The organism is Pseudomonas fluorescens group sp. PF-1 (genome assembly GCF_054481335.1).
Genome location: NZ_JBTMNG010000001.1, coordinates 2,099,780 through 2,123,829, shown reverse-complemented (window position 1 = coordinate 2,123,829; position 24,050 = coordinate 2,099,780). Strand labels below are relative to the sequence as shown.

21 protein-coding genes are annotated in these 24,050 nt (G+C 61.6%); 13 read left to right on the top strand and 8 right to left on the bottom strand.

The features are described from left to right. Positions 1–12: 12 nt before the first annotated feature. The 3 genes from ACX3YD_RS10150 to ACX3YD_RS10140 are packed head-to-tail and all read right to left on the bottom strand — an operon-like array spanning position 13 to position 2,563. The gene (locus ACX3YD_RS10150; protein ID WP_458959849.1) at positions 13–774 is read right to left on the bottom strand and encodes a PAS domain-containing protein; all 762 of its coding nucleotides are present in this window, start codon (positions 772–774) and stop codon (positions 13–15) included. After that, the gene (locus ACX3YD_RS10145) at positions 775–1,446 is read right to left on the bottom strand and encodes a response regulator (RefSeq protein WP_047530823.1); all 672 of its coding nucleotides are present in this window, start codon (positions 1,444–1,446) and stop codon (positions 775–777) included. Next, positions 1,415–2,563, bottom strand: a complete 1,149-nt coding sequence (locus ACX3YD_RS10140) for an ATP-binding protein (RefSeq protein ID WP_458959848.1) — start codon at positions 2,561–2,563, stop codon at positions 1,415–1,417. The genes ACX3YD_RS10145 and ACX3YD_RS10140 overlap by 32 nt, the downstream gene beginning before the upstream one ends. A 220-nt stretch (positions 2,564–2,783) precedes the next feature. Here ACX3YD_RS10140 and ACX3YD_RS10135 point away from each other — a divergent pair, with 220 nt between their 5' ends. From ACX3YD_RS10135 to ACX3YD_RS10095, 9 genes are all read left to right on the top strand, one after another. Continuing rightward, positions 2,784–3,296 carry a dimethylamine monooxygenase subunit DmmA family protein gene (locus ACX3YD_RS10135; protein ID WP_103405572.1) on the top strand — a complete coding sequence of 171 codons (513 nt, stop codon included), beginning with the start codon at positions 2,784–2,786 and terminating at the stop codon, positions 3,294–3,296. Next, positions 3,293–4,219, top strand: coding sequence for a PDR/VanB family oxidoreductase (locus ACX3YD_RS10130; protein WP_458959847.1), 927 nt, complete (start codon positions 3,293–3,295; stop codon positions 4,217–4,219). Before ACX3YD_RS10135 ends, ACX3YD_RS10130 begins: the two co-directional genes overlap by 4 nt. Positions 4,220–4,228: 9 nt before the next feature. Further along, entirely contained in the window at positions 4,229–5,242 is a 1,014-nt protein-coding gene (locus ACX3YD_RS10125; protein WP_458959846.1) for a heme-dependent oxidative N-demethylase family protein, read from the top strand. Between the two features lie 34 nt (positions 5,243–5,276). Next, the gene (locus ACX3YD_RS10120; protein ID WP_103405575.1) at positions 5,277–6,407 is read left to right on the top strand and encodes an aminomethyltransferase family protein; all 1,131 of its coding nucleotides are present in this window, start codon (positions 5,277–5,279) and stop codon (positions 6,405–6,407) included. Between the two features lie 31 nt (positions 6,408–6,438). Further along, on the top strand, positions 6,439–7,305 hold the full coding sequence (gene purU / locus ACX3YD_RS10115) for a formyltetrahydrofolate deformylase (protein ID WP_458959845.1): 867 nt from the start codon (positions 6,439–6,441) through the stop codon (positions 7,303–7,305). A gap of 39 nt (positions 7,306–7,344) precedes the next feature. After that, the gene (locus ACX3YD_RS10110) at positions 7,345–8,712 is read left to right on the top strand and encodes an NAD(P)-binding domain-containing protein (protein ID WP_458959844.1); all 1,368 of its coding nucleotides are present in this window, start codon (positions 7,345–7,347) and stop codon (positions 8,710–8,712) included. A 15-nt stretch (positions 8,713–8,727) separates the two neighbouring features. Further along, positions 8,728–11,070 (top strand): DUF1989 domain-containing protein, encoded by a 2,343-nt coding sequence (locus tag ACX3YD_RS10105; protein ID WP_458959843.1) that lies wholly within the window; start codon positions 8,728–8,730, stop codon positions 11,068–11,070. Positions 11,071–11,232: 162 nt separating this feature from the next. Next, entirely contained in the window at positions 11,233–12,912 is a 1,680-nt protein-coding gene (locus ACX3YD_RS10100; RefSeq protein ID WP_198131726.1) for an APC family permease, read from the top strand. A 52-nt stretch (positions 12,913–12,964) separates the two neighbouring features. Next, positions 12,965–13,900, top strand: a complete 936-nt coding sequence (locus ACX3YD_RS10095; RefSeq protein ID WP_458959842.1) for a bifunctional 5,10-methylenetetrahydrofolate dehydrogenase/5,10-methenyltetrahydrofolate cyclohydrolase — start codon at positions 12,965–12,967, stop codon at positions 13,898–13,900. A gap of 86 nt (positions 13,901–13,986) precedes the next feature. Here ACX3YD_RS10095 and ACX3YD_RS10090 read toward each other — a convergent pair whose 3' ends face one another. From ACX3YD_RS10090 to glnT, 5 genes are all read right to left on the bottom strand, one after another. After that, positions 13,987–15,312, bottom strand: a complete 1,326-nt coding sequence (locus ACX3YD_RS10090) for an ammonium transporter (RefSeq protein ID WP_103405581.1) — start codon at positions 15,310–15,312, stop codon at positions 13,987–13,989. A 202-nt stretch (positions 15,313–15,514) separates the two neighbouring features. Then, positions 15,515–16,837, bottom strand: coding sequence for an FMN-binding glutamate synthase family protein (locus ACX3YD_RS10085; RefSeq protein WP_047530843.1), 1,323 nt, complete (start codon positions 16,835–16,837; stop codon positions 15,515–15,517). Between the two features lie 20 nt (positions 16,838–16,857). After that, positions 16,858–17,541: a GltB/FmdC/FwdC-like GXGXG domain-containing protein gene (locus ACX3YD_RS10080; RefSeq protein ID WP_103405582.1), complete on the bottom strand. Its 684-nt coding sequence runs from the start codon at positions 17,539–17,541 to the stop codon at positions 16,858–16,860. Positions 17,542–17,552: 11 nt separating this feature from the next. Then, on the bottom strand, positions 17,553–18,458 hold the full coding sequence (locus tag ACX3YD_RS10075) for a class II glutamine amidotransferase (protein ID WP_103405583.1): 906 nt from the start codon (positions 18,456–18,458) through the stop codon (positions 17,553–17,555). A gap of 134 nt (positions 18,459–18,592) precedes the next feature. After that, positions 18,593–19,927 (bottom strand): type III glutamate--ammonia ligase, encoded by a 1,335-nt coding sequence (gene glnT / locus ACX3YD_RS10070; protein WP_047530849.1) that lies wholly within the window; start codon positions 19,925–19,927, stop codon positions 18,593–18,595. A 285-nt stretch (positions 19,928–20,212) separates the two neighbouring features. On the opposite strand from glnT, the gene ACX3YD_RS10065 reads away from it, so the two are divergent. The 4 genes from ACX3YD_RS10065 (at position 20,213) to ACX3YD_RS10050 (ending at position 24,044) form a co-directional block, all read left to right on the top strand. Then, a complete protein-coding gene (locus ACX3YD_RS10065; RefSeq protein ID WP_103405585.1) occupies positions 20,213–20,812 on the top strand; it encodes a helix-turn-helix domain-containing protein in 600 nt (199 codons plus the stop codon). Positions 20,813–21,052: 240 nt separating this feature from the next. Beyond that, positions 21,053–21,919: a formyltetrahydrofolate deformylase gene (gene purU / locus ACX3YD_RS10060; protein ID WP_458959841.1), complete on the top strand. Its 867-nt coding sequence runs from the start codon at positions 21,053–21,055 to the stop codon at positions 21,917–21,919. Further along, positions 21,916–22,821: a bifunctional methylenetetrahydrofolate dehydrogenase/methenyltetrahydrofolate cyclohydrolase FolD gene (folD, locus tag ACX3YD_RS10055; protein WP_130207761.1), complete on the top strand. Its 906-nt coding sequence runs from the start codon at positions 21,916–21,918 to the stop codon at positions 22,819–22,821. The genes purU (ACX3YD_RS10060) and folD overlap by 4 nt, the downstream gene beginning before the upstream one ends. Beyond that, positions 22,803–24,044: an FAD-dependent oxidoreductase gene (locus ACX3YD_RS10050; RefSeq protein WP_103405587.1), complete on the top strand. Its 1,242-nt coding sequence runs from the start codon at positions 22,803–22,805 to the stop codon at positions 24,042–24,044. Before folD ends, ACX3YD_RS10050 begins: the two co-directional genes overlap by 19 nt. Positions 24,045–24,050: the final 6 nt, after the last annotated feature.

Genomic DNA, 24,050 nt, shown 5'->3' with positions numbered 1-24,050 from the left:
GCAAACCTGCGTTCAACGCCCCGGGTCCTGGCCGGTATTACGCTCGAAAATCGCCCCCTCGATACCCAGCACTTCACGCGTGTCGGCATAGATCCCCACGCCCTTTTCCCAGACGTGCTTGATCGACTGATCGGCGCAACGAATCCGGTAGTTGAGTTCGAATGGTTCTTGCCGCGACAGGGCATATTGCACCTCACGCCAGACGTAATCGGCATCCTGCGCCAGGATCAGGCTGTTGTAGGTGAACTCATGGTTGTCCACCAGCCGCTCCGGTGGATACCCGGTCAGTTGCAAGCAACCGGCACTGACGAATTCCATGGTCCAATCGCGATTGTTGCGGCCGCGATAGATCAGCCCCGGCATGCTGTCCAGCAAACTCATACTGCTGCGCTGACTGGCCTGCAAGGCAACTTCGCGGCGTTTGTGCGCGGTAATGTCCCCGGCCACAAGATAAAAACCCTGAGTCTCGCGCTTGAGGCTGACGTCAAACCAACGCAGCTCCCCCGAGGGGTGAACAAAGCGCAACCGCTGGCTGAAGGACGTCTCGGGACGCCGACGCAGTTCATGCAAGGCCTGACGCCACAACGAACGGTCCTCATGGTGCACATAGTCGATGAGGTTGCGCTCCGGGCCCGGCCTGTCCATCAGCTCGACCCACGCCAGGTTGAAGTGGGCGATCTGCCCGTTGTCGCGCAGTTCAAGCAACGCCGCCGGAAAGCGATCCATCAGGTGCAAGGACGGTGCCTGCACAAATGCCTCTGGCCGTTCCATCATCTAATGCCGCTCCTCGTGTCTCACCGACGCGCCGTTGTGTACCCACGCCGCCAGCTCCAGACGCGAGTGCTGGCCGAGCTTCTGCAACAGATTGCGCACATAGATCTTGACCGTGCCATCGCTGATCCCCAGTTCCCGACCGATCTGTTTGTTGCTCATGCCGGCGACAATCAGGGCCAGGGTCTGGCCCTCGCGTTCGGTAAGGTTGCCGGTGTCCAGAGGATCGGCATCCTGCGCGGGGCGGTGCAACGATTCGTCCTGATCGGCCAACAGGGCAATCAGGGTCGAATCCAGGACAATCGCGCCCTTGTGACAATTGCGCATGTAGGCCAGCAAGGCATCGGGCTCGGTTTCCTTGAGCACATAACCGCTGGCCCCCAGGCGCAGGGCAGTCAACAACTCGGCGCGATCCATCGACGCAGTGAGCACCACCACCTGGCAATCGAGGCGCAACTGACGCAGTTCATCGAGCACCTGCAAACCGCTCAAGCCAGGCATGTGCAGATCCAGCAAGACCTGCTGCGGTGCCAGGCTCACCGCCAGGTTGATGCCTTCGCGGCCGCTGGCGGCCTGCCCCACCACCTCGAAGTCGTCACTGGCGCCGAACAGCTGCGCCAGGCCCTTGCGAAACAGCGGGTGATCATCGATCAGTAATAAGGTCGTGCAGTCCATCGAAACTCCCCTGTGGCAGGTCTTGATGATGGCAAAGGCCCAGGTGTACGCGGACCCCGTGCGGGCGGATCGCCTCAATGCTCAGCCGGGCGCCGATGCTCGCGGCGCGTTCACGAATAATCGCCAGGCCGAAATGGTTGTCCTCCCCCGATGCAGGGCTCAGGCCGATGCCGTCGTCCTCCACCGTCACCGAGACATCGCCGTCCTGGTTTTGCCGCAACTCGATGCGCACATGCCGCGCATGGGAATGGCGCACCGCGTTGGCCAGTGCCTCGCGAATGATCTGCAGAATCTGCAATTCGGTTTCCGGGCCCAAAGCGTCATCGGTCAGGCGATTGTCCAGTTCGAAAACGATGATGCAGCGCCGCGAGAACTCGGCGACAGAGTCGGCCAATGCCTGGCGCAGCGATCGCCCATCCATGGTCAGACGAGCGCTGGTGATCAGCTCGCGCACCTGGCGCTGCAGCTGACTCAAGCCGCCGCACAGTTCCTGCAACGCGGCGAGGGCCTGCGCAGGCTCGCCCAACTTCGATTGCAACCAACGCGCCTGATACGACAGGTAACCCAACTGCTGAGCCACCGAATCGTGCAGCTCACGGGCCAAGGCGCCGTGCCGGGACGTAGCCTGTTTGCGCTGTTGCTCACGGGTGTAGCAGCGCAAGCGTACGGTGACGCCGACCGCCTGCGCCGCCTCTTCCAGCAATTGGCGCCAGCTTGCGTGGACCGGTTGTGGGGTATCGAGCAACAACACCCCTTTGCTCGAATCGTCGCTGTGCGGCAAGGCACACAGCAGGCGATGTACGCCCCGTTGCCGGCAAGGGCCACAGGCCTGAGCCACATCAGGCAGTGCCGAGTCACGCCAAGGGCAACGCGCAACGTCCTGACAGCCCTCGAGCAATCCGCGCCGTGCCGGCCCCAGGTCTTCGCCGCCCAGGATCAGATTCAGTTTGCAGGTCGGCAACAATGCTTCGAAACGATCCAGAAAACCCGACAAGGCACCGTCACCGTGCACCTGGCACAAGGGCAATCCGGCCAGCAGTTTGCGCACGCTGCGTGCCTGTTCGGGGCGAATACGCCCCAGCCAGAGCGGCCACCACTGCGGTCGTGTTCGCACCATTGATAACTCCCCGTCCGGTTACTCAGCCCTGAGCGAAGACCAGCAACTTCCATGCCCCGAACGGGCGTTGCGCAAGGCTTATCTCCAAAGGCATAGCCCTTTTTCCGGATTGAGAAGATTTTCCCCATAGGAAAGTATCTTCCCCACCAGGAAACAAATTCCCGGTCCAACGCCACCTTTCTCGCCCTTCGACAGGCGCGGAACAGCCAGGAAAGCCCACATGACGGATAGACACAGCGCCGCCCCGGACCGACTTCACAGCCTCCCGCGCTATCGCCCGCCGCTGCCTCGTTCAAGCGTCACCCGACACATCGTGGTGATGCAATCGGCGGCCGCCTGTTCGTCCGTTGTCGGGGAACTGGAACAGCCCTTGGTGCTGAATGGCGAGAACGCCGACTTTTCCCGGCGCCTGCAACAGGTGCTGGTCAGCGCCACGGTCGGCAGCCATCTCTACATCATGGGCGACGAGGCCTTTATCTGGCGCATCCACGGCGAGGCCCGCAGCGCCGGAATGGAAAATGACGAGATCGACATCACCCGCACGATTACCGGTGCGCGCCTGGTGTATTGCGTGCACTGCGGCCTGACCCAGGCCACCGGGCCGGAGTCGCTGCTGATCTGCATCGGTTGCGATGTCGGGCTGGAAGTCCGGGAGCACTTTTCCCGCCGCCTGGGGGCGTACCTCGGCGTTTGCACCAACCCCGACCAGCCTTATGCCGGAGCCCGGTCATGAGCGCCGTCATCGAAGTGCGGGTCAGCGCGGCGAGAATGCTGACCCCAGTGGTGCGCGAATTCACCCTGCAAGCGTGCTCTGGGCCCCTGCCGGCGTTCTCCCCCGGCAGTCATGTGCAGGTTCACCTGCCACTGGCCGAAGGCAATCTGCGCAATGCCTATTCACTCACCAGCGACCCGGCGGACAACCAGTCTTACCGCATCGCCGTACGCCTGCAGGAGACCTCCCGCGGCGGCTCGCGGTACCTGCATCGGCAGGTCCGGGTCGGGGACACGCTGCAGATTTCGCCACCGGCCAATCTGTTCGCCCTGCACTCGACCGCCAGCCTGCACATCCTGATCGCCGGTGGCATCGGCATCACGCCGTTCATGGCCTACATCGCGGCCCTGGAACAACGCAAGGCCGACTTCGAATTGCACTACCTCTGTCGTCCGGGCCTGAGCGATGCCTATGTCGAGGCATTGCAACAGCGGCTGGGATCGCGCCTGCACACCTACGCCAGCCGCCCGGACCTGCGCCGGATCCTGCGTGATCGACCGCTGGGCAGCCACCTTTACACCTGCGGCCCGCAACCGTTGCTCGACGCGGTTCGGCAACAGGCCAAGGCACTCGGCTGGCCGCCCGGCCGGGTGCACTGGGAAGCCTTCAATGCCGCACAACCGGGCCAACCCTTCGAACTGGAACTGCTGCGCAGCGGCCGGCGCCTGCGGGTCGGCGCCGAACAAAGCCTGCTTGAAGCGCTGGAATCGGCCGGGCTGCAGATCCCCAACCTGTGCCGCGGCGGGGTCTGTGGCCAGTGCATGACCCGCCACGTGGGCGGCGACATCGAACACCGCGACAGTTTCCTGAGCCCCGCCGAGCAGGCTGACTTCCTCATGCCCTGTGTCTCCCGCGGCGGCCCTTGCGTTTCGCTGGATCTTTAGGAGTCGACCATGACCATTCAATCAAGCCCCGTGCAGAGCTATCGAGACGATTTCAGCTTTCGCAACAGCCCTGCCGCCATCCGGCGTTTTCCTTTTCCCTTCACCGAGGACAGCTACCTGTATTCGGTGAACATCGAACCGGCGACCTCCCGGGATCCCGGCTCGGTTTACCAGCACGGGTTCGACATTGACGAACACTACCGCTCGGAAATGGCCGAACGCGCCCTGGTGCTGGACAAGGATCCGCGCCGCTACCTGGTGCTGCCGCACATGCAAGTGGCGGCCTGGGATGCGCTGCAGATGCTCATGGAGCATCTGGCTGCGGATTATCCGCAGTGGTTCTCGCTGGAGCGTGAAGGTGATCACTGGCATTGGCGCAACACGCTGCTGAACATCGATCAGCACTTTGTGTTCGGTGATGCCAGCAGCCTGCCCTGCGAACCGCTGGAGTTCATCGGCCGACAGGTGCAGGGGGATTTTGCCTTGCTCGATCAACGCGACGGCGATCTGTACATGGACGCCGGCCTGGTCACCAGCCCGGCCGACTGGTCCCTGGCCTTCGACGCCGGCATGAGTTTCAAGCAGTGGCATTCCCCGGTACCCATGGCCCACCAAATGGGCATCTTCAACCGCGCGCTGAAATACCTGCTCAACCTGCAAACCGGGCAGCCGGTGCGGCGTCTGAACTGGACGCTGACCATCAATCCGCGCCTGGATTCCTCCCCCGAGACGTTCCATGAATGGGGCGCCGACCGCGGTCGCATCACCGCCGAGAACGTCGGGCAACAGGTTCACCTGCGTGTCGAGCTGCAAGTGATGGCCCGTCTGCCACGCAGCAACGCGGTGATGTTCAGCATCCGCACCTACCTGATCAGCCTGCAGGAGCTGGTCACCCAGCCCGGCTGGGGCTGCCGCCTGCACCGTGTGCTGCGCGACCTGCCCGAGCCGATCGCCGAGTACAAGGGCATGAGCCGCTACCGACAGACCCTGGTCGAGTGGCTGAGCCGCTTCGACCAGGCCTGAACCCTGACCCACATTCACCGACAAGGATCTTCACATGACGCATTCATGGCGTATTTCTGCACTGGCCGAACGGCACCGCGCACTCGGCTCGAACCTCGAAGACTGGAACGGCATGGGCACTGCCTGGACCTACGACAGCGACCTGGCCGATCACCATCAGGCGATCCGCACCCGGGCCGGACTGATGGATGTGTCCGGGCTGAAAAAAGTCCATTACGTCGGCCCCCACGCCGAGAGCCTGCTGCAATGGGCCACCACCCGCGACATCGCCAAGCTCTACCCCGGCAAGTCGGTGTACGCCTCGATGCTCGACGAGGACGGCAAGTTCGTCGATGACTGCATCGTCTACCGCACCGGACCCAACGCGTTCATGGTGGTGCACGGTGCCGGCAACGGCCACGAAATGCTGGTGCGCTCGTCCCAGGGCCGGCAAGTGGCGGTGCTGTTCGATGACGACCTGCACGATCTGTCGCTGCAAGGGCCGCTGGCGGTGGACTTTCTCGCCGAGCACGTCCCCGGGATCCGTCAGCTGCCTTACTTCCATCACCTGCAAACCCGCCTGTTCGATCGCCCGGTGATGATCTCCCGCACCGGCTATACCGGCGAACGCGGCTACGAGATTTTCTGCAAGGCCGCCGATGCCCCGGCGCTGTGGGACACGATCCTCGAACAGGGCGCGGGCCTGGGCATCATCCCTTGCGCCTTTACCGCCCTGGACTGGTTGCGGGTGGAAAGCTCGCTGATGTTTTTCCCCTACGACAACTCGCAGATGTACCCCTTCGCCGATCAGAAGGCGGGCGACACGCTGTGGGAAATGGGCCTGGATTTCACCGTTTCCCCGGACAAACGCGAATTCCGTGGTGCCGACGAGCACTTCCGGTTGCGCGGTCAGGAGCGCTTCAAGATCACCGGCGTGTTACTCGAAGGCGTCCGCCCCGCTGAAGCCGGCGACACCCTTTGGCAAGGCAACCAGCAAGTCGGGGTGATCACTTGCGGCATGTATTCGCGCCTGAGCAAACGCTCCATGGCCATCGCCCGCATGAGCGTGGCCTGCTCGAATCCAGGCATTGCCCTGCAGGTGCGCGGCAGCCAGGAAAGCGCCGCCGTGACCCACGCCCTGCCCTTCGACGACCCGGAAAAAACCAAGCGCACAGCCAAGGGCTGAGCCTCCAACCACTGTCTCCAGGGGACTCTCGATGGACACTACCAACGAACATTACATTCTCAAGATCAATTGCCCGGCAGCGTCCGGCATCGTAGCCGCGATCACCACCTGCCTGGCCGGACAGCAGTGCTACATCAGCGAGCTGGCGCAATTCGACGACGAGTTCACCGGGCAATTTTTCATGCGCGCGGTGTTCCGCTTCAACACCGGTGTGAAGGGCGATATCGGTGCCCTGCGCGAGGATCTGGGCGACCTGGCCTGCGGCTTCGACATGCGGTGGCAGCTGTTCTGCAGCAGTCAGCCGACCCGGGTGCTGCTGATGGTCAGCAAGTTCGACCACTGCCTGACTGACCTGCTGTACCGCCACCGCAAAGGCGAGATGGACATGCACATCACCGCTGTGGTCTCCAACCACCTGGACCTGCGAGCCATGGCCGAACGCGAAGGCATTCGCTTCATCTACCTGCCAATCACCAAGGACAGCAAGGCCAGCCAGGAAGCCGAGTTGATGCGCATCGTCGAGGACACTCAGACCGACCTGGTGGTGCTCGCCCGCTACATGCAGATTCTGTCCGACGGCCTGTGCCAGCAGCTGTCCGGCCGGGCTATCAACATCCATCACTCGTTCCTGCCCGGTTTCAAGGGTGCCAAGCCCTATCACCAGGCCTACGACCGTGGCGTGAAGCTGATCGGCGCCACCGCCCACTACGTCACCAGCGACCTCGACGAGGGGCCAATCATCGAGCAGGAAATCCAGCGGGTCGATCATACCTACCTGCCCGATGCGCTGGTCGCCATCGGCCGCGACACCGAAACCGTAGCGCTTTCCAAAGCCCTGAAATACCACCTGGAACACCGGGTGTTCATCAACCAGGACAAGACGGTGATTTTTCGCTGAGCGAGCCCTTTTCCCGATCAACAGCCAGGAGATACGACCATGACCACACGCGTTGCAATCATCGGCGCCGGCCCTTGCGGCATGGCTCAACTGCGGGCATTTCAATCGGCCAGGGACCAGGGAACGCCCATCCCGGAACTGGTCTGTTATGAAAAACAGCAAGACTGGGGTGGCATGTGGAATTACACCTGGCGCACCGGCCTGGACGAGAACGGCGAACCGGTGCATGGCAGCATGTACCGCTACCTGTGGTCGAACGGCCCGAAGGAATGCCTGGAGTTCGCCGACTACACCTTCGAAGAACATTTTGGCCGCCCCATCGGCTCCTACCCACCACGGGAAGTGCTGTGGGACTACATCAAGGGCCGCGTCGAAAAAGCCGGGGTTCGCGACTACATCCGTTTCAACCATGTGGTGCGCCAGGTCACTTTTGACGAAGAGACTCGCCGATTCACGGTGGTCGCCCACGACCACGGCAACGATACCCGGACCTCGGAACAGTTCGATTACGTGATCAACGCCTGCGGGCACTTTTCGACGCCGAAGATGCCGTATTTCCCCGGATTCGAGCAGTTCGGCGGGCGCATCCTGCACGCCCATGATTTCCGCGAGGCGCTGGAGTTCAAGGGCAAGGATCTGTTGATCATCGGCAGCAGCTATTCCGCCGAAGACATCGGTTCACAGTGCTACAAGTACGGCGCCCGCAGCATCACCAGCTGCTATCGCACCGCGCCCATGGGCTATGACTGGCCCGCCAACTGGGAAGAAAAACCGCTGTTGCAGCGCCTGGAAAAAAACCGCGCGTACTTTATCGACGGCACCCACAAACACATCGATGCGGTGATCCTCTGCACCGGCTACCAACATCACTTCCCCTTCCTGCCGGACGAACTGCGCCTCAAGACCGACAATCGGCTATGGCCGATGAACCTCTACAAAGGCATTTTCTGGGAACCCAACCCGCAACTGATCTACCTCGGCATGCAGGACCAGTGGTACTCGTTCAACATGTTCGACGCCCAGGCCTGGTACGCCCGCGACGTGATCCTGCAACGCATCGCCCTACCCGACCAGGCACAAAGAGCCGCCGATAGCCAGCAATGGCATGCCCGTGAACAGCAGCTTGAAACCAACCAGCAGATGTTCGAATACCAGGGGGCCTATATCCAGCACCTGGTGGACGCCACCGACTACCCGAACTTCGATATCGCCGCCGTCAACGACACCTTCATGCACTGGAAGCACGACAAGGCCCACGACATCATGGGTTACCGTGACAAGTCCTACCGATCGCTGATGACCGGCACCCAATCGCCCCCCCACCACACGCCCTGGCTGCATGCCCTTGACGACTCCATGGCGGCGTACCTCGCTGAACCGCCGATGTCCGTCAAGTCGATCGGTTGACCCGGGAGCCTCACCATGAACGCACCTCGTGTTTCCCGCCCGCGGGAACCCGGACTCTTTGCCCGGGCCCCGGCCCTGGAGCGCTATCGGGTGGCTGCCGGTGGCCTGACCCTTGTCGCGTTGCAGCCTGGCGACAGCCTGCAAGTGATCGACCTCGAAGGCCGGCAACCTTGCCAATTGCTGGCCGTGGATAGGCTCGGTCGCAGCGCCCTGGCAGCCTGGGCACTGAGCGGTTCGACGACCTGCGGGTTCATCAGCGCGCAGCTCGCCAAACAGACCTTGCAGTCGCGTCGCATTGGCCAGGCGCTGATCCGGCGCGCGATGGATCCCCAACTGCTACCCAGCGCCGCCTCACTCTGGGACGAGGACAGCCCTGCCGACTTCAGCCGCCGCTTCGTCGCCAGCGATGAGCTACTGGTGATCGTCGCGGCCCCCGACGGACCGACCGCCGTTGACCGACAATACCGGCCCAGCGAGCTGCGGCTGCTGGTGACTCGGGCCAATCCCTCGCCGCTGCTGCTCCCCGTGTTGCCCGAACCCTTGGGCGAGTTGCTCGACGAGTTCACCCTCGGCGCCGGCACCGCCCACAGTTACACCGTTGGCAAAGGTCAGTATGTGCAGGTGCTGGATGTCGCCGGTCGCCAGTGCTCGGACTTCGTCGCTCTGGATCGACGGGCACTGGATCGCGGTCTGGAACTGGACCTGGACCAGACCGTGACCCGCACCCTGAACGGCAGCGCCTACCCGGCACCGGGACTGTTCTCAAAGTTTTTCGACCGGCAGATGCAACCGATGCTGGAGGTGGTGCGCGACACCGTCGGCCGCCACGACGCCTTCGCCCTGGCCTGTGCCGCGCGCTATTACGAGAGCCATGGGTATTTTGGGCACGACAACTGCAGCGACAACCTCAGCCGCGTGCTCGCGTCCCATGGGGTCAAGGCCCGCAATGGCTGGCCAGCGATCAATTTTTTCTTCAATACCGGGATCGACGCACACCAGCAGATGACCCTGGATGAACCCTGGTCGCGTCCCGGCGACTACGTGCTGCTGCGCGCCATGACCGACTTGGTGTGCGGCAGTACTTCGTGCCCGGATGACATCGACCCGGCCAATGGCTGGAACCCAACCGATATCCATGTCCGCCTCTACAGCGAAAAGGAGCGTTTTTCCATCGCCATGAGCACTCGACCCACGGCTGATGCCGACCCGATTCTTACCCGTGAGTCCGCGTTCCACTCACGCACCAGCGCCTTGACCGGAAGCTTCGTCGACTACCGCAACTGGTGGCTGCCGCTGCGCTATGACGGCTATGGCGCGATCGAGGAATACCTCGGTTGCCGCGAGCGAGTGGCGGTGATGGACCTGACCGCCCTGCGCAAATTCGAAATCATCGGCCCCGACGCCGAAGCCTTGTTGCAGTACTGCCTGACCCGCGACGTGCGGCGTCTGGCGGTGGGTCAAGTGGTGTACTCGGCGATGTGCCACGAACACGGCGGCATGCTCGACGACGGTACCCTGCTGCGCCTGGGCCCGGACAATTTCCGCTGGATCTGCGGCGAAGACTACGCCGGGGTGTGGCTGCGCGAGCAGGCGCAAAAACTCGGCATGAAGGTCTGGATCAAGTCCGCCAGCGAGCAGATCCATAACCTGGCGGTACAAGGCCCGATGAGCCGCGAGTTGCTCAAACAGATGGTCTGGACCGCGCCCAATCAGCCGAGTCTGGAGACACTGGGCTGGTTCCGTTTTCTTGTAGGCCGCCTGGACGGTTACGACGGTTGCCCGCTGATGGTCTCGCGCACCGGCTACACCGGCGAACTGGGCTACGAAGTCTGGTGCCAACCCGAGGATGCCGAACGGGTCTGGGACCGGATCTGGGCTCTGGGCCAGCCCTTGGGCCTGGTGCCACTGGGTCTGGAGGCCCTGGACATGCTGCGCATCGAAGCCGGGCTGATTTTTGCCGGCTACGAGTTCAGCGACCAGACCGACCCCTTTGAAGCGGGCATCGGTTTTAGTGTGCCGTTAAAAAGCAAAACCGATGACTTCATCGGTCGCGACGCCCTGTTACGGCGCAGTACCTATCCCGCTCACAAACTGGTGGGCCTGCAACTGAGCGGTAACGAAGGCGCCCACCACGGCGACCCGGTGTACCGCGGCCGGGCCCAGGTCGGCGTAGTCACCAGTGCCTGCCGCTCACCGCTGCTGGGCAGCAACATCGCGCTGTGCCGGGTCGACGTGGCCTGCGCCGATGTCGGCACAGCGTTGGAGATCGGCAAAGTCGATGGCCTGCAGAAGCGCATCAGCGCCACGGTCACCGCCGCGATTTTCTACGACCCGGACAAGAGCCGGGTGCGCAATTGATCGACCTTTTGACTGCCCATACACACCTGTAGGAGCGAGCCTGCTCGCGATGAACGTCAACGATAACGCGGGTTGCCTGACTGTTCGCGGTGCCCGGTTGTCCATCGCGAGCAGGCTCGCTCCTACAGGGTCCTGCTTTTTTTCAGACATGGGAATACGAAGATGGAAGCGACTACGTTCGAGGCCGTACCGCAGGCCGCCGGTTCAGTGGGCAGCCTGCAGCGCAAGATCGATTGGCGCGGGGCGTTCTGGGTTGCCAGTGGCGTGCCCGCCCTGGTGCTGTTCTCTATCGGCGCGATCGCCGCCACGGTCGGCAAACCGGCCTGGATCGTCTGGATCGTGTCGATCCTGTTCGGGTTTATCCAGGCCTTTACCTATGCCGAAATTGCCGGATTGTTCCCGCACAAGTCCGGCGGTGCCTCCGTCTACGGCGCGGTGGCCTGGGTGCGCTACAGCAAACTGATCGCACCGGTCTCGGTGTGGTGCAACTGGCTGGCCTGGTCTCCGGTTTTGTCCATTGGCTCTGGGCTGGCAGCCGGTTACATCCTCACCGCCTTGTTCCCCGCTGATGCGCTGATCAATACCTGGCAACTGACCCTGCTTGACCTGGGTTGGGTCAAGAGCGGCCTGTCGCTACGGATCAACGCGACATTCGCCATCGGCCTGTTGATTTTACTGACGGTGTTCGCCGTGCAGCATGGCGGCATCTTGCGCTCGGCACGCCTGACGCTGGTGCTTGGGGTGACCTCGCTGATTCCTCTGTTGCTGGTGGGTGTGGTGCCGTTGTTCACCGGGGACGCGGCCCAGGCCAACTTCCTGCCCCTGTACCCGCTGGCCCATGACGCGGCCGGGCAAGTGATCGACGGGCCTTGGGACATGTCCGGTTGGTCGTTAATGGCCGGCGGCCTGTTCATGGCCGCATGGTCCACTTACGGCTTCGAAACCGCCGTGTGCTACACCCGGGAATTCAAGGACCCCAAGCGTGACACCTTCAAGGCGATCTTCTACGCCGGCCTGCTGTGCATTCTGGTGTTCACCCTGGTGCCCCTGGCATTCCAGGGCAGCCTCGGTCTCGGGCAACTGGTGACCCCGGCGGTGCTCGATGCCAGCGGCGCGGTGGTCACACCGGCGGTCTATAGCGGTCTGCTGTCACCCGCGATCTACAGCGGCATGGGCGTCGGGCAGGTCATGGCGGACAGCATCGGCGGCGGCAAGCTGGTGGCCAACATCGTGCTGATCATGTTGGTCCTGGCCACGCTGCTGGCAATCATGACCTCGATGTCCGGCTCCTCGCGTACCCTGTATCAGGCGTCAGTCGATGGCTGGCTGCCGAAATACCTGGGCCGCACCAACGAACACGGCGCGCCTACCGCAGCAATGTGGACCGACTTGTCGTTCAACCTGCTGCTGTTGCTGATGTCCGATTATGTGTTCGTGCTGGCCGCGTCCAACGTCAGCTACATCATCTTCAACTTCCTCAACCTCAATGCCGGCTGGATTCATCGCCTGGACCGTCCCGACTGGATACGCCCGTACAAGGCCCCGACCGTGCTCTTGGCCGCGGGTGGCGTACTGAGCTTCGTCAACCTGGCGTGCATGGGGCTGGGAGCCGATATCTGGGGCGCCGGCACCCTGGTGACCGGCCTGTTGCTGGCGCTGTTGATTCTTCCGGTGTTCTGCTACCGCCACTACGTGCAGGACAAAGGGCGCTTCCCGGAAGCGATGCTCAGCGACCTGTACATTCAGGCCGATGCCGGTCAAAAACGCGCCGGCTGGTTGCCTTATGCCACGCTGATCGCGGGTGTACTGGTGGTGTACGGTTGCCATCAACTGGTAGCCTGAGCGCCCTTGCCTGCAGGTCTCTGATGGATCATCGGGGCGCAACGACGCCTCGATGATCATTTCGCCCCCCCTATCAATCAAGACGACGGTGACTATTTTGCTCAGCACCACCCCCGCTCTTGCCCGCGTTATCGACGGCAAAGCCATCTCTGCCCAGGTTCTCGACGAAGTTCGAGAAGAGGTTCTGATCCTGGCCGGACAGCAGATTTACCCCGCCCTGGCCGTGCTGCTGGTCGGTGAAGACCCGGCCAGCGAGGTCTACGTGCGCAACAAACTGCTGCGGGCCAAGGACGTAGGGATCCGCTCTCTTGAATACCGTCTGCCGGAAACCGCCAGCCAGGCGCAAGTACTGGAACTGATTGCGCAACTGAATGCCGATGCCACGGTGAACGGCATCCTGGTGCAGCTGCCATTGCCGGTCCATATCGACGAAGGAGCGGTGATTCATGCCATTGATCCGATCAAGGACGTGGACGGCTTCCATCGGGAAAACGTCGGCGGCCTGGTGCAAGGCATCGAAGTACTGACACCCTGCACACCCAGCGGCTGCATGCGCCTGCTGCACGAAACCTGTGGTGACTTGAGCGGCTTGCACGCGGTAGTCATCGGCCGCTCGAACATTGTCGGTAAACCCATGGCGACCTTGCTGTTGCAGGCCAACTGCTCGGTCAGCGTGGTCCACTCGCGCAGCGTCGATGCCCCGGCGCTGTGTCGACTGGCGGACATCGTCGTTGCAGCGGTGGGTCGGCCACAGCTGATCGATGCGAGCTGGCTCAAACCCGGAGCGGTGGTGATCGATGTCGGCATCAATCGCATCACCGACGAACGCGGCAATCATTTGGTGGGCGATGTCGACTACGCCAGCGCGCGCACTGTTGCCAGTGCGATCACGCCGGTTCCGGGAGGTGTGGGGCCGATGACCATTGCGTATCTGCTGAAGAACACCCTGATCGCCAGTCAATTGCAGCGTGCCGCCCAAGCGCGCTAGCAAAAGTCGATCAGTGATGCAGCGTTGAGCTGAGCACCACGAAAACGGCCCACTCGAAGGTGGGCCGTGTCGTTCAATCGCAACGATCAGTGGTTGTAGGCACTCTCGTTGTGTTCAGCCAGATCCAGCCCCATGTCTTCCACCGATTCATCGGCACGCAAGCCGATGACGGCGTTGATCACCTTGAGAATGATCCAGCTGATGGCGAAGCAGTACACCGTCGTCAGCAACACGCCCTTGATCTGCGCCACGACCTGAGCGCCCATGCTCACGCCTTCCACCAACCCGCCCAGGGACGGCACGCAGAACACGCCGGTCAATACCGCGCCAATCATGCCGCCGATGCCGTGCAAGCCAAACACGTCGAGGCTGTCGTCATAACCGAAGCGGCGTTTCAGCACAGTGACGCTCAGGTAGCAGAACACCCCACACAACAGACCGATGGCCAATGCGCCGCCTACGCCCACATACGCACACGCCGGAGTAATGCCGACCAAACCGGCCAAGGCACCGCTGGCCAGGCCCAAGGCACTCGGCTTGCCGACCTTGAACCACTCCGTGAACATCCAGCCGAGAATCCCCGCGCAGGCGCCCAGTTGGGTGTTGAGCATGACAATGCCCGAAGTGCCATTGAGACCGCCGCCGGAACCGATATTGAAGCCGAACCAGCCCACCCAGAGCATCGCCGCACCGGTCATGGTCAGGCTCAGGTTGTGGGCCGGCATCGGCGCATTCTGGTAGCCCTTGCGCTTGCCGAGAATGAGGCACGCGGCCAAAGCCGCAACGCCGGCATTGATATGCACCGCCGTGCCGCCGGCAAAATCGAGAACGCCCCAGTTATGCATCAAGGCGCCCGAACCACCCCAGACCATGTGGGCGACGGGCGCATAAACCAGGGTGAACCACAGCGCCATGAACCACAGCGCTGCCGAGAACTTCATGCGCTCGGCGAATGCACCGGCAATCAGCGCCGGGGTAATGATCGCGAAGGTCATCTGGAAGGTGACAAACACACCTTCCGGGATGTCACCGACCAGGCTATTCGGGGTCATGCCGGCCAGAAAGGCCCGGCTCAAGCCACCGACAAAACTGTTGAACGTCACCTGCCCCTCGACCATGCCGGTACTGTCGACCACCATGCTGTAGCCATAGATCACCCACAGCACGCCGACCAGGCCGGCGATGCCGAAGCACTGGGTAAACAGCGAGAGCATGTTTTTCGCCCGCACCAGACCGCCATAAAACAATGCGAGGCCCGGCAGACACATGAACAGCACCAGCACCGTGGCGGTCACCATCCAGGCGGTGCTGCCGGTGTTCAAGGTGGGTGCGTCGGCCGCCTGGGCGAGCGGCGCGAGTGCACCGGCCGCCAGTACGCCGAGAAGGGTTTTGCCGAGAAGACGATTGATCATGTTCAAAGCTCCTGCAAAAGAATGGAAAGTGTCTGGCAGCGAGCAATAAAGAATGAGACACGGGCCTTTTCGGCCTCTCGAATATAAGTGCAATGAACAGGACTTGTGGGAGCGAGCCTGCTCGCGATGGGGTTGGTTCAGCAGCCTTTTAGCTGACTGATACACCGCTATCGCGAGCAGGCTCGCTCCCACAGGCTTCGTCTCAGTACCCAGAGCCCGGAACCCAGTTGGTCCCCGCCAGCGGCACCCGCGCCATGGCCGCCGACTCCACCGTCAACGCCACTAGATCCTCGGGATCGAGGTTGTGCAGGTGCGACTTGCCGCAGGCCCGTGCCATGGTCTGTGCCTCCAGCACCATGACGCGCAGGTAGTTGGCCAGACGGCGACCACCTTCCACCGGGTCCAGACGCTTGGACAGTTCCGGGTCCTGCGTGGTAATACCGGCCGGGTCGCGGCCGTTCTGCCAGTCATCGTAGAAACCGGCGGCCGAGCCGATTTTCTTCAGTTCCTCGTCCAGGCGTGGATGGTTATCGCCCAAGGCAATCAGCGCCGCCGTCCCGATGGCCACCGCATCCGCACCGAGCGCCATCGCCTTGGCGACGTCGGCACCGTTGCGAATCCCTCCGGAAACGATCAGCTGAACCTTGCGATGCATGCCCATCTCCTGCAAAGCCTGTACCGCTTGCGGAATGGCCGACAAAATCGGGATCCCGACGTGTTCGATGAACACTTCCTGAGTGGCTGCAGTGCCGCCTTGCATGCCGTCGAGCACAATCACGTCAGCCCCTGCTTTTACCGCCAACTTGACGTCGTAGTACGGTCGGCTCGCGCCGATCTTCACGTAGATCGGTTTTTCCCAATCGGTGATTTCCCGGATCTCGGCGATCTTGATCGCCAGGTCATCCGGCCCGGTCCAGTCCGGGTGACGGCAGGCGCTGCGCTGGTCGACACCGATCGGCAAGGTGCGCATGCCGGCCACGCGTTCGGTGACTTTCATGCCCAGCAACATACCGCCGCCACCGGGTTTGGCGCCCTGCCCCAGGACGATTTCAATGGCGTCGGCCTTGCGCAGATCGTCCGGGTTCATGCCATAGCGCGATGGCAAATACTGATAGACCAAATGCTGCGACTGGCCGCGTTCTTCCGGGGTCATGCCGCCGTCACCGGTGGTGGTGCTGGTGCCCGCGATGGTCGCGCCACGGCCCAAGGCTTCCTTGGCATTGGCCGACAAAGCACCGAAGCTCATGCCGGCGATGGTCACCGGAATCTTCAGGTGAATCGGCTTCTTGGCGAACCGGTTGCCGAGGATCACATCGGTGCCACACTTCTCCCGATAGCCTTCCAGCGGGTAGCGCGAGACGCTGGCGCCGAGCAGCAGCAAGTCGTCGAAGTGCGGCAATTTGCGCTTGGTGCCGCCGCCGCGAATGTCGTAGATGCCGGTTTCCGCGGCGCGCTGGATTTCCTGGATGGTCAGGCGGTCGAAAGTGGCTGACTCGCGCAGCACCGGAGTGGTCTTGTCGCTCATATCTGTTCTCCTCGCGTGGATCAGTACGCGGACGCGTTATCGACTTTGAAGTTGTACAACTGACGGGCCGAGCCGTAGCGCTTGAACTCAGACGGTTTGTGCTCGAAACCGGCGCGGTTGAGCAAAACTTGCAGCTCCTCCAGATGTTCGGCGCGCATCTCTTTTTCGATGCAGTCCGAGCCCAGGGAAGCGACGGTGCCCCGCACATAGATGTGGGTTTCGTACAGCGAATCGCCCAGGGCATCGCCGGCATCGCCACACACCACCAGGCGTCCGGCCTGGCCCATGAAGCAGCTCATGTGGCCGATGCTGCCGCCGACCACAATGTCGATGCCTTTCATGGAAATGCCACATCGGGCACCGGCATCGCCTTCGATCACCAATAACCCGCCATGGGCGGTGGCGCCTGCGGCCTGGGACGCACTGCCCTTGATCCGCACCATGCCCGACATCATGTTTTCCGCGACGCCGACACCGGCATTGCCATGCACAGTGATGCACGCTTTCTGGTTCATGCCCGCGCAGTAGTAGCCGGCGTGCCCCTGGATATCGATGGACACGGCCTGGTTCACCCCTACCGCGAGGTTGTGCTTGCCGTTGGAATGAGTCACTACCCACTCGCGGTCTTCGACGTTGTTGGCCTGGTCATGCAGCGCCTGATTGAGGTCACGCACGGTGGCAGTGGAAAGATCGATGGTTTTCATGTGTGCGCTCCTTAAGCTGACTCGCGTTCCCAGATGTACAGGGTGGCCGGTGCCGGCTCCCAGATCCTGGCGTGTTCGATACCCGGCAGGCTCGACAGCGCCTGATATTCGGAGGCCATGGCGACGTAATCGTCGGTCTCGGCGAGAATCGCCGGTTTGCAGGCAATCGGGTCGCGGATCACCGCAAAGCCATTGCGGGTGCCAATGGCGAACGTGAAGAAGCCGTCCAGGTCCTCCAGCGAATGATCCAGCGCCTCTTTGAGCGAGTCGCCTTGTTGCAGGCGCCAGGTCAGGTAGCCGGCGGCCACTTCCGTGTCGTTGTCGGTTTCGAAATGGATGCCTTCGCGCTTGAGTTCCTGGCGCAGGCGAAAGTGATTGGACAGCGAACCGTTGTGCACCAGGCACAGGTCGGCGCCGGTGGAAAACGGGTGGCTGCCTTCCATGGTCACCGCGCTTTCGGTGGCCATGCGGGTGTGGCCGATGATGTGGCTGCCTTTCATGCTGGCCAGGCCGAATCGTTGGGAAATTTCCTGGGGCAAGCCCATGCCCTTGAGGATTTCGATGCTCTGCCCGGCGCTCATGATGCGAACGCTCGGGGCCAGTTCGGCAAGGGCCAGACGGACTGGCGCTTCTTCCGAATGGATCTTCAATACGGCGGCGCTGGCGTTCTGAAACCAGTCCAGCGAACAGCCCAGACGGCCTTCGAGCGCGCCCATCAGGGTTTTCCAGTCGAAGGCTTCGGTGGTCGCCTGCAAGGTCAGCTTGACCCAGCCATCAGCCACTTCATCGCCATAAATGGCGAAGCCTGCGCTGTCCGGGCCACGATCGGTCATGGCCTGCAGCATCGGTTCGAAGAGCTGGCCGAGCCGGGATTCCAGCTGCGGGTTTTTCAGGTAAAGGCCTACGATTCCACACATAAAAACAGTCCTCACTTCGTTCGGGAGCGGCAAGCTGCAAGCTGACCGCATGGACATGAAAATTTTCGAAACGCCGCCCACTCGTTTTTACTTGCGGCTTGACGCTTGCAGCTTGTAGCTGCCGCCCAACAGACTCAGAAAAACTCGGTGTAGCGTGCGATTTCCCAATCACTCACATGGCGGCTGTATTCCACCCACTCCATGCGCTTGAGCTTGATGAATTCGCCAACGATCTGCGGCCCCATCACTTCGGCAAACAGCGGGTCGGCTTCCAGCGCGTCGCAGGCTTCCTTGAGCGATTGCGGCAGGGTCTTGATGCCCTTTGCAGCGATCTGCTCAAGGCTCAGGCTGTAGAGGTTTTCATTGCAGACGTGGTCGATTTCCAGCTGGCGGTCGATACCGTCGAGGCCCGCGGCGATAATCGCCGCGCTGACCAGATAAGGATTGCAACCGGCGTCCGGCAGGCGAAACTCCAGGCGGCCGTAGGGCACCCGCACCATCGCCGAACGGTTGTTGGCGCCGAAGGCTATAAAGGCTGGCGCCCAGGTCGCGCCGGACAACGAGTGGCCCACCACCAGACGCTTGTAGGAGTTGACCGTCGGTGCGGCGAAAGCGCAGAGCGCCGGGCCATGGGCAAGCAGACCAGCGGCGAAGTGATAGGCCATTTTCGACAGCCCCATGCCGCTCGGATCGCTGGCATCAAAGAACAGGTTCTTGTTCTCGGCGCTGCTGATCGACAGGTGAAAGTGCATGCCGTTGCCGGCGCGTTTCGGGTCAGGCTTGGGCATGAACGAGCAGATCATGCCCAGGTCATTGGCGATCTCGCCGGCGGCCATGCGAAAGAACGTGAATCGATCGGCCGAGGTCATGGCGTCGCTGTAGGTGTAATTGATCTCGAACTGGCCATTGGCGTCTTCGTGGTCGATTTGATAAACCTCGAAATCCACCGCCTGCAACGCCTCGGTCAGGCGTTCGAGAAATACCCGGGAGCGCGACAGGCCTTTGTAGTCGTAGCAAGGCTTGTCCAGGTTGTCGCTGGCATCGACCAGCTGCAGTTTGCCCTGCTCGTCACGGCGCATCAGGTTGAACTCGGGCTCCAGGCCGGTGTTGAGCGTCCAGCCCTTGTCTTCCAGGCGACGAACCTGCTGTTGCAGCACGTAACGGCTGTCATAAGGATGCGGCTTGCCGTCGACATGACCGATGCACACGATCCGGCCATAACCCGGTTGCCAGGGCACAGGCATCAGCGTGGACAAATCGCCACGGGCCATGAAGTCCGGGCCATGGGGTTCCATGCCCATGCCACTGATGGCGAAACCGGCAAAACCTGCGCCGTCCTCGGCCACGGCCTTGAGTCCACAGATCGGCACCGATTTGGTTTTGGCCGAACCATGGATATCGACAAACTGCGCAAGCACATACTTGATCCCGTGCTTGTCGATGATGCGCTGGGTTTCTGCTGGCAACATTGCTCGTCACTCCTGGCGAAAAGGGCAAATCATTGGGGATGGGCGTCACTTTCCTTTGATATTCCTGAAAAGAAAGTAAGTTTCCCAACAGGAATGCAAGGCCCTTGCCAGAATCGCGAATGAAAAGCCGAAGTGCCGTAACCAGCGCTTTTGTGCTGTATATATGGGAATATTCTTTTCCCGGAGGGAATATCGCCCACTGGGATGGAAAGGAACGCCGTGATTTGCACTTTCTCAGTGCGAAACTAATATTACTGAACAGAAAGTGTGCAGGATCTAAAGACTATGCCGACCGAAACTGCCCCGCGCCTCAAGCTTGAGCAATACCTGGGTTTGCAAATCAAACGCCAGCGCCAGGCGCAGGATCTGAAATTGTCCGATGTGGCGAAAATTGCCGACATCAGCCAGGGCATGTTGAGCAAAATTGAAAACGCCCAGGTCTCCACCAGCCTCGATACCCTGAGCCGATTGTGCGATGTGCTCGGCCTGCCGCTGTCGAAGCTGTTCAGTGAATACGACCAGCAAGACGGCAGCGCGCAACTGGTCAAGGCCGATCAAGGGATGGAAGTGGTTCGCCGCGGAACCGAGAAGGGTCATACCTACCATCTGCTCAATCACACGCGCGGGCCGAAGAAGAGTTTCGAGGCCTACATGGTGAGCATGGATGACGCCAGCGAGGAGTTTCCGACCTTCTCCCATCCGGGCACCGAGTTTCTCCACCTGCTCGAAGGCGAACTGATCTATCGCCATGGCAATCAGCTGTACCGCATGGAAGCCGGTGACAGCCTGACTTTCGAAGGGGAAATCCCCCATGGCCCGGAACAACTGGTGAAAGTACCGATCCGCCTGCTGTCGATCATGAATTACGGCAACGACAAAGAATAATCCCCGCCCCACTCCCCTTCGATTCCAACCCTGAGGCCGACCTGTGTCGGCCTCAGGCGTTTTCCTGCCAGTTAAAAAACTTTCACAAAAAATTCTGGACGCGGCGCGGGCATTCCCCTATAAAGCCAACTTCAGGAATATTTTATTCCCCATAAGAAAACTCACTCATGGACGAGATTGCTGTTTGCCCTGTTTTTTTCGCTATGCGATGAGCTGCCGCCATCTTCCCGAGGACGTGTCATGCAACACGAAAAAAACCATTTCATCATCAAGATCACCTGTCCCGCAGTGTCCGGTATCGTCGCGGCCGTCACCACCTACCTGGCAGAAAACGGTTGCTACATCGGGGAGATGGCGCAATTCGACGACGACTTCAGCGGCCGTTTTTTCATGCGCGCCGTGTTCCGTTTCAACGACGGCCACTTGGGTGATATCCAGCAGATCAAGGAAGGCTTCAGTGACGTCGCCAAGGCATTCGACATGACCTGGGAACTGCACGACACCCGCGAACCGATGCGTGTACTGCTGATGGTCAGCAAGTTCGACCATTGCCTGACCGATCTGCTCTACCGCTACCACAAGGGCGAGATGGACATGACCATCACCGCCATCGTCTCCAACCACCTGGACCTGCGGCCCATGGCCGAGCGCGAGGGCATCCGCTTCATCTATCTGCCGGTGACCAAAGACACCAAGGCCCGGCAGGAGGCCGAGCTGATGAAAGTTGTCGACGACACCGGCACCGAACTGGTGGTGTTGGCGCGCTACATGCAGATCCTTTCCGATGACTTGTGCAAGCAACTCTCGGGCCGGGCGATCAACATCCATCACTCGTTCCTGCCGGGGTTCAAAGGTGCCAAGCCTTATCACCAGGCCTACCAGCGCGGGGTGAAACTGATCGGCGCTACGGCGCACTACGTCACCAGCGACCTCGACGAAGGGCCAATCATTGAACAGGAAGTGCAGCGCGTCGATCACGTCTATCTGCCGGACGACCTGGTCGCCACCGGCCGTGACACCGAAACCGTGGCCCTGTCCAAGGCGGTCAAGTACCACCTGGAACACCGGGTTTTCCTCAACCAGGACAGAACGGTGATCTTTCGATGAACACGCCCAGATTGATTGACGGCAAAGCCGCCGCCGCCCGTGTTCTGCTTCAGGTCCGCCAGGACGTGGACGGCCTGCGCGAGCGGGACATTCAACCGGCCCTGGCGGTGATTCTGGTGGGCAGCGACCCGGCCAGCCAGGTTTACGTGCGCAACAAAATCCTGCGTGCCGAAGAGGTGGGCATTCGCTCCGTGGAGCATCGACTGTCCAGCGACACCAGCACCGAACAACTGCTGAACCTGATTGCCACGCTCAATGCCGACCGTTCGATCAACGGCATTTTGCTGCAATTGCCGTTGCCGGCTCACATCGACGAATTGCGCGCCCTGGAAGCCATCGCCCCGGCCAAGGACGTCGATGGTTTTCACAGTGAAAACGTCGGTGGCCTCAGCCAGGGCCGCACGGTGCTCGCCCCCTGCACACCCAGCGGCTGCCTGTACCTGCTGGAGCAAACCTGCGGCGATCTGCGCGGTAAACACGCCGTGGTGATCGGCCGCTCGAATATTGTCGGCAAACCCATGGCCGCCCTGCTGCTCAAGGCCGATTGCTCAGTGACCGTGCTGCATTCGCGCAGCCCGGACCCACAGGCCTTGTGCCGTCAGGCCGACATCGTCATCGCCGCCGCAGGGCGGCCGAAACTGATCGACGCCAGCTGGCTGAAACCCGGCGCCGTGGTCATTGATGTCGGCATCAACCGCATCGACGACCAGGGCCGCAGCCGCCTGGTGGGCGACGTCGATTTCGACAGCGCCCTGCCCCACGTCGCGGCGATCACCCCGGTTCCCGGTGGCGTCGGCCCGATGACTATTGCCTTTTTGATGAAAAACACCGTAACCGCAGCCCGGATGCAACATCAGGCGCAACGCAGCCAATCGGAGGCCCTATGCCGTTCAATCTATTGAAGTACGGGCTGAGTTCGGAGTACCCGGTGGAAGTCGACCTACCGCCGCCCCGGGAACTCAGACCGAGCTATGACGTGGTGATCATCGGTGCCGGCGGCCACGGCCTGGCCACCGCCTATTACCTGGCCAAGTACCACGGCATTACCAATATCGCGGTCTTGGAGAAGTCCTATCTGGGCGGTGGCAATACCGCACGTAACACGGCGGTGATCCGCTCCAACTACCTGACCAGCGAAGGCGTGCGTTTCTATGCCGAATCGGTGCGGATGTTCCAGTCCCTGTCCAACGAATTCGATTTCAACATCATGTACTCCGAGCGTGGCCAACTGACCCTGGCCCACACCGATGCCACCGTGCGTTCGTTCCGTCAACGGGCCGAGGTCAACAAGCACTTCGGTGGCCGCACCGAAATGATCGACCGCCAGCAGATTCGCGAACTGGTGCCCAGCCTCAACCTCGACCCCGGTCACCTGCCGGTTATCGCGGGCCTCTGGCATATCGACGGCGCCACCGCGCGCCACGACGCTGTCGCCTGGGGTTACGCCAAGCAGGCGGCCAAACGCGGCGTGGAGATCCATCAACTCACCGAAGTTCAGGACCTGATCATCGAGAACGGTGCGATCACGGCGGTCAAGACCAATCGAGGCACCATCAAGTGCGGCTGCGCCGTGCAGGCCATCGCCGGGCACAGTTCGCTGCTGATGGCCAAGGCCGGGATTCGTTCGCCGATCCAGACCTTTCCGCTGCAAGCGATGGTCACTCAGCCATTCAAACCGTTCCTTGATCCGCTGGTGAGCTCTTCGGCGCTGCATTGCTACGTGCAGCAGACCAGCCGTGGCGAGGTGGTGTTCGGCGGCGGCTCCGATCCCTATCCGCTGTTCAACACCCGCTCCACGCTCGATCTGAAGGAAAGCCTGCTGGCACACGCCATCGAAATGTTCCCGTTTCTGGCCAACGCCAAGCTGATGCGCCAATGGGCCGGGATCACCGACATGACCCCGGATTACAGCCCGATCATGGGGCTTTCACCGGTAAAAAATTACTACCTCGACGCCGGTTGGGGCACCTGGGGTTTCAAGGCGACACCGATCTGCGGCAAGACCATGGCAGAACTGGTGGCCAGCGGCGGCAAGGTGCCGGATCTGATCAAGCCTTTCGGCCTCGAGCGCTTTTCGACCTTCCAGCAAGTCAACGAAATGGGCGCTACGGCGGCCAGCCACTGACGGAGA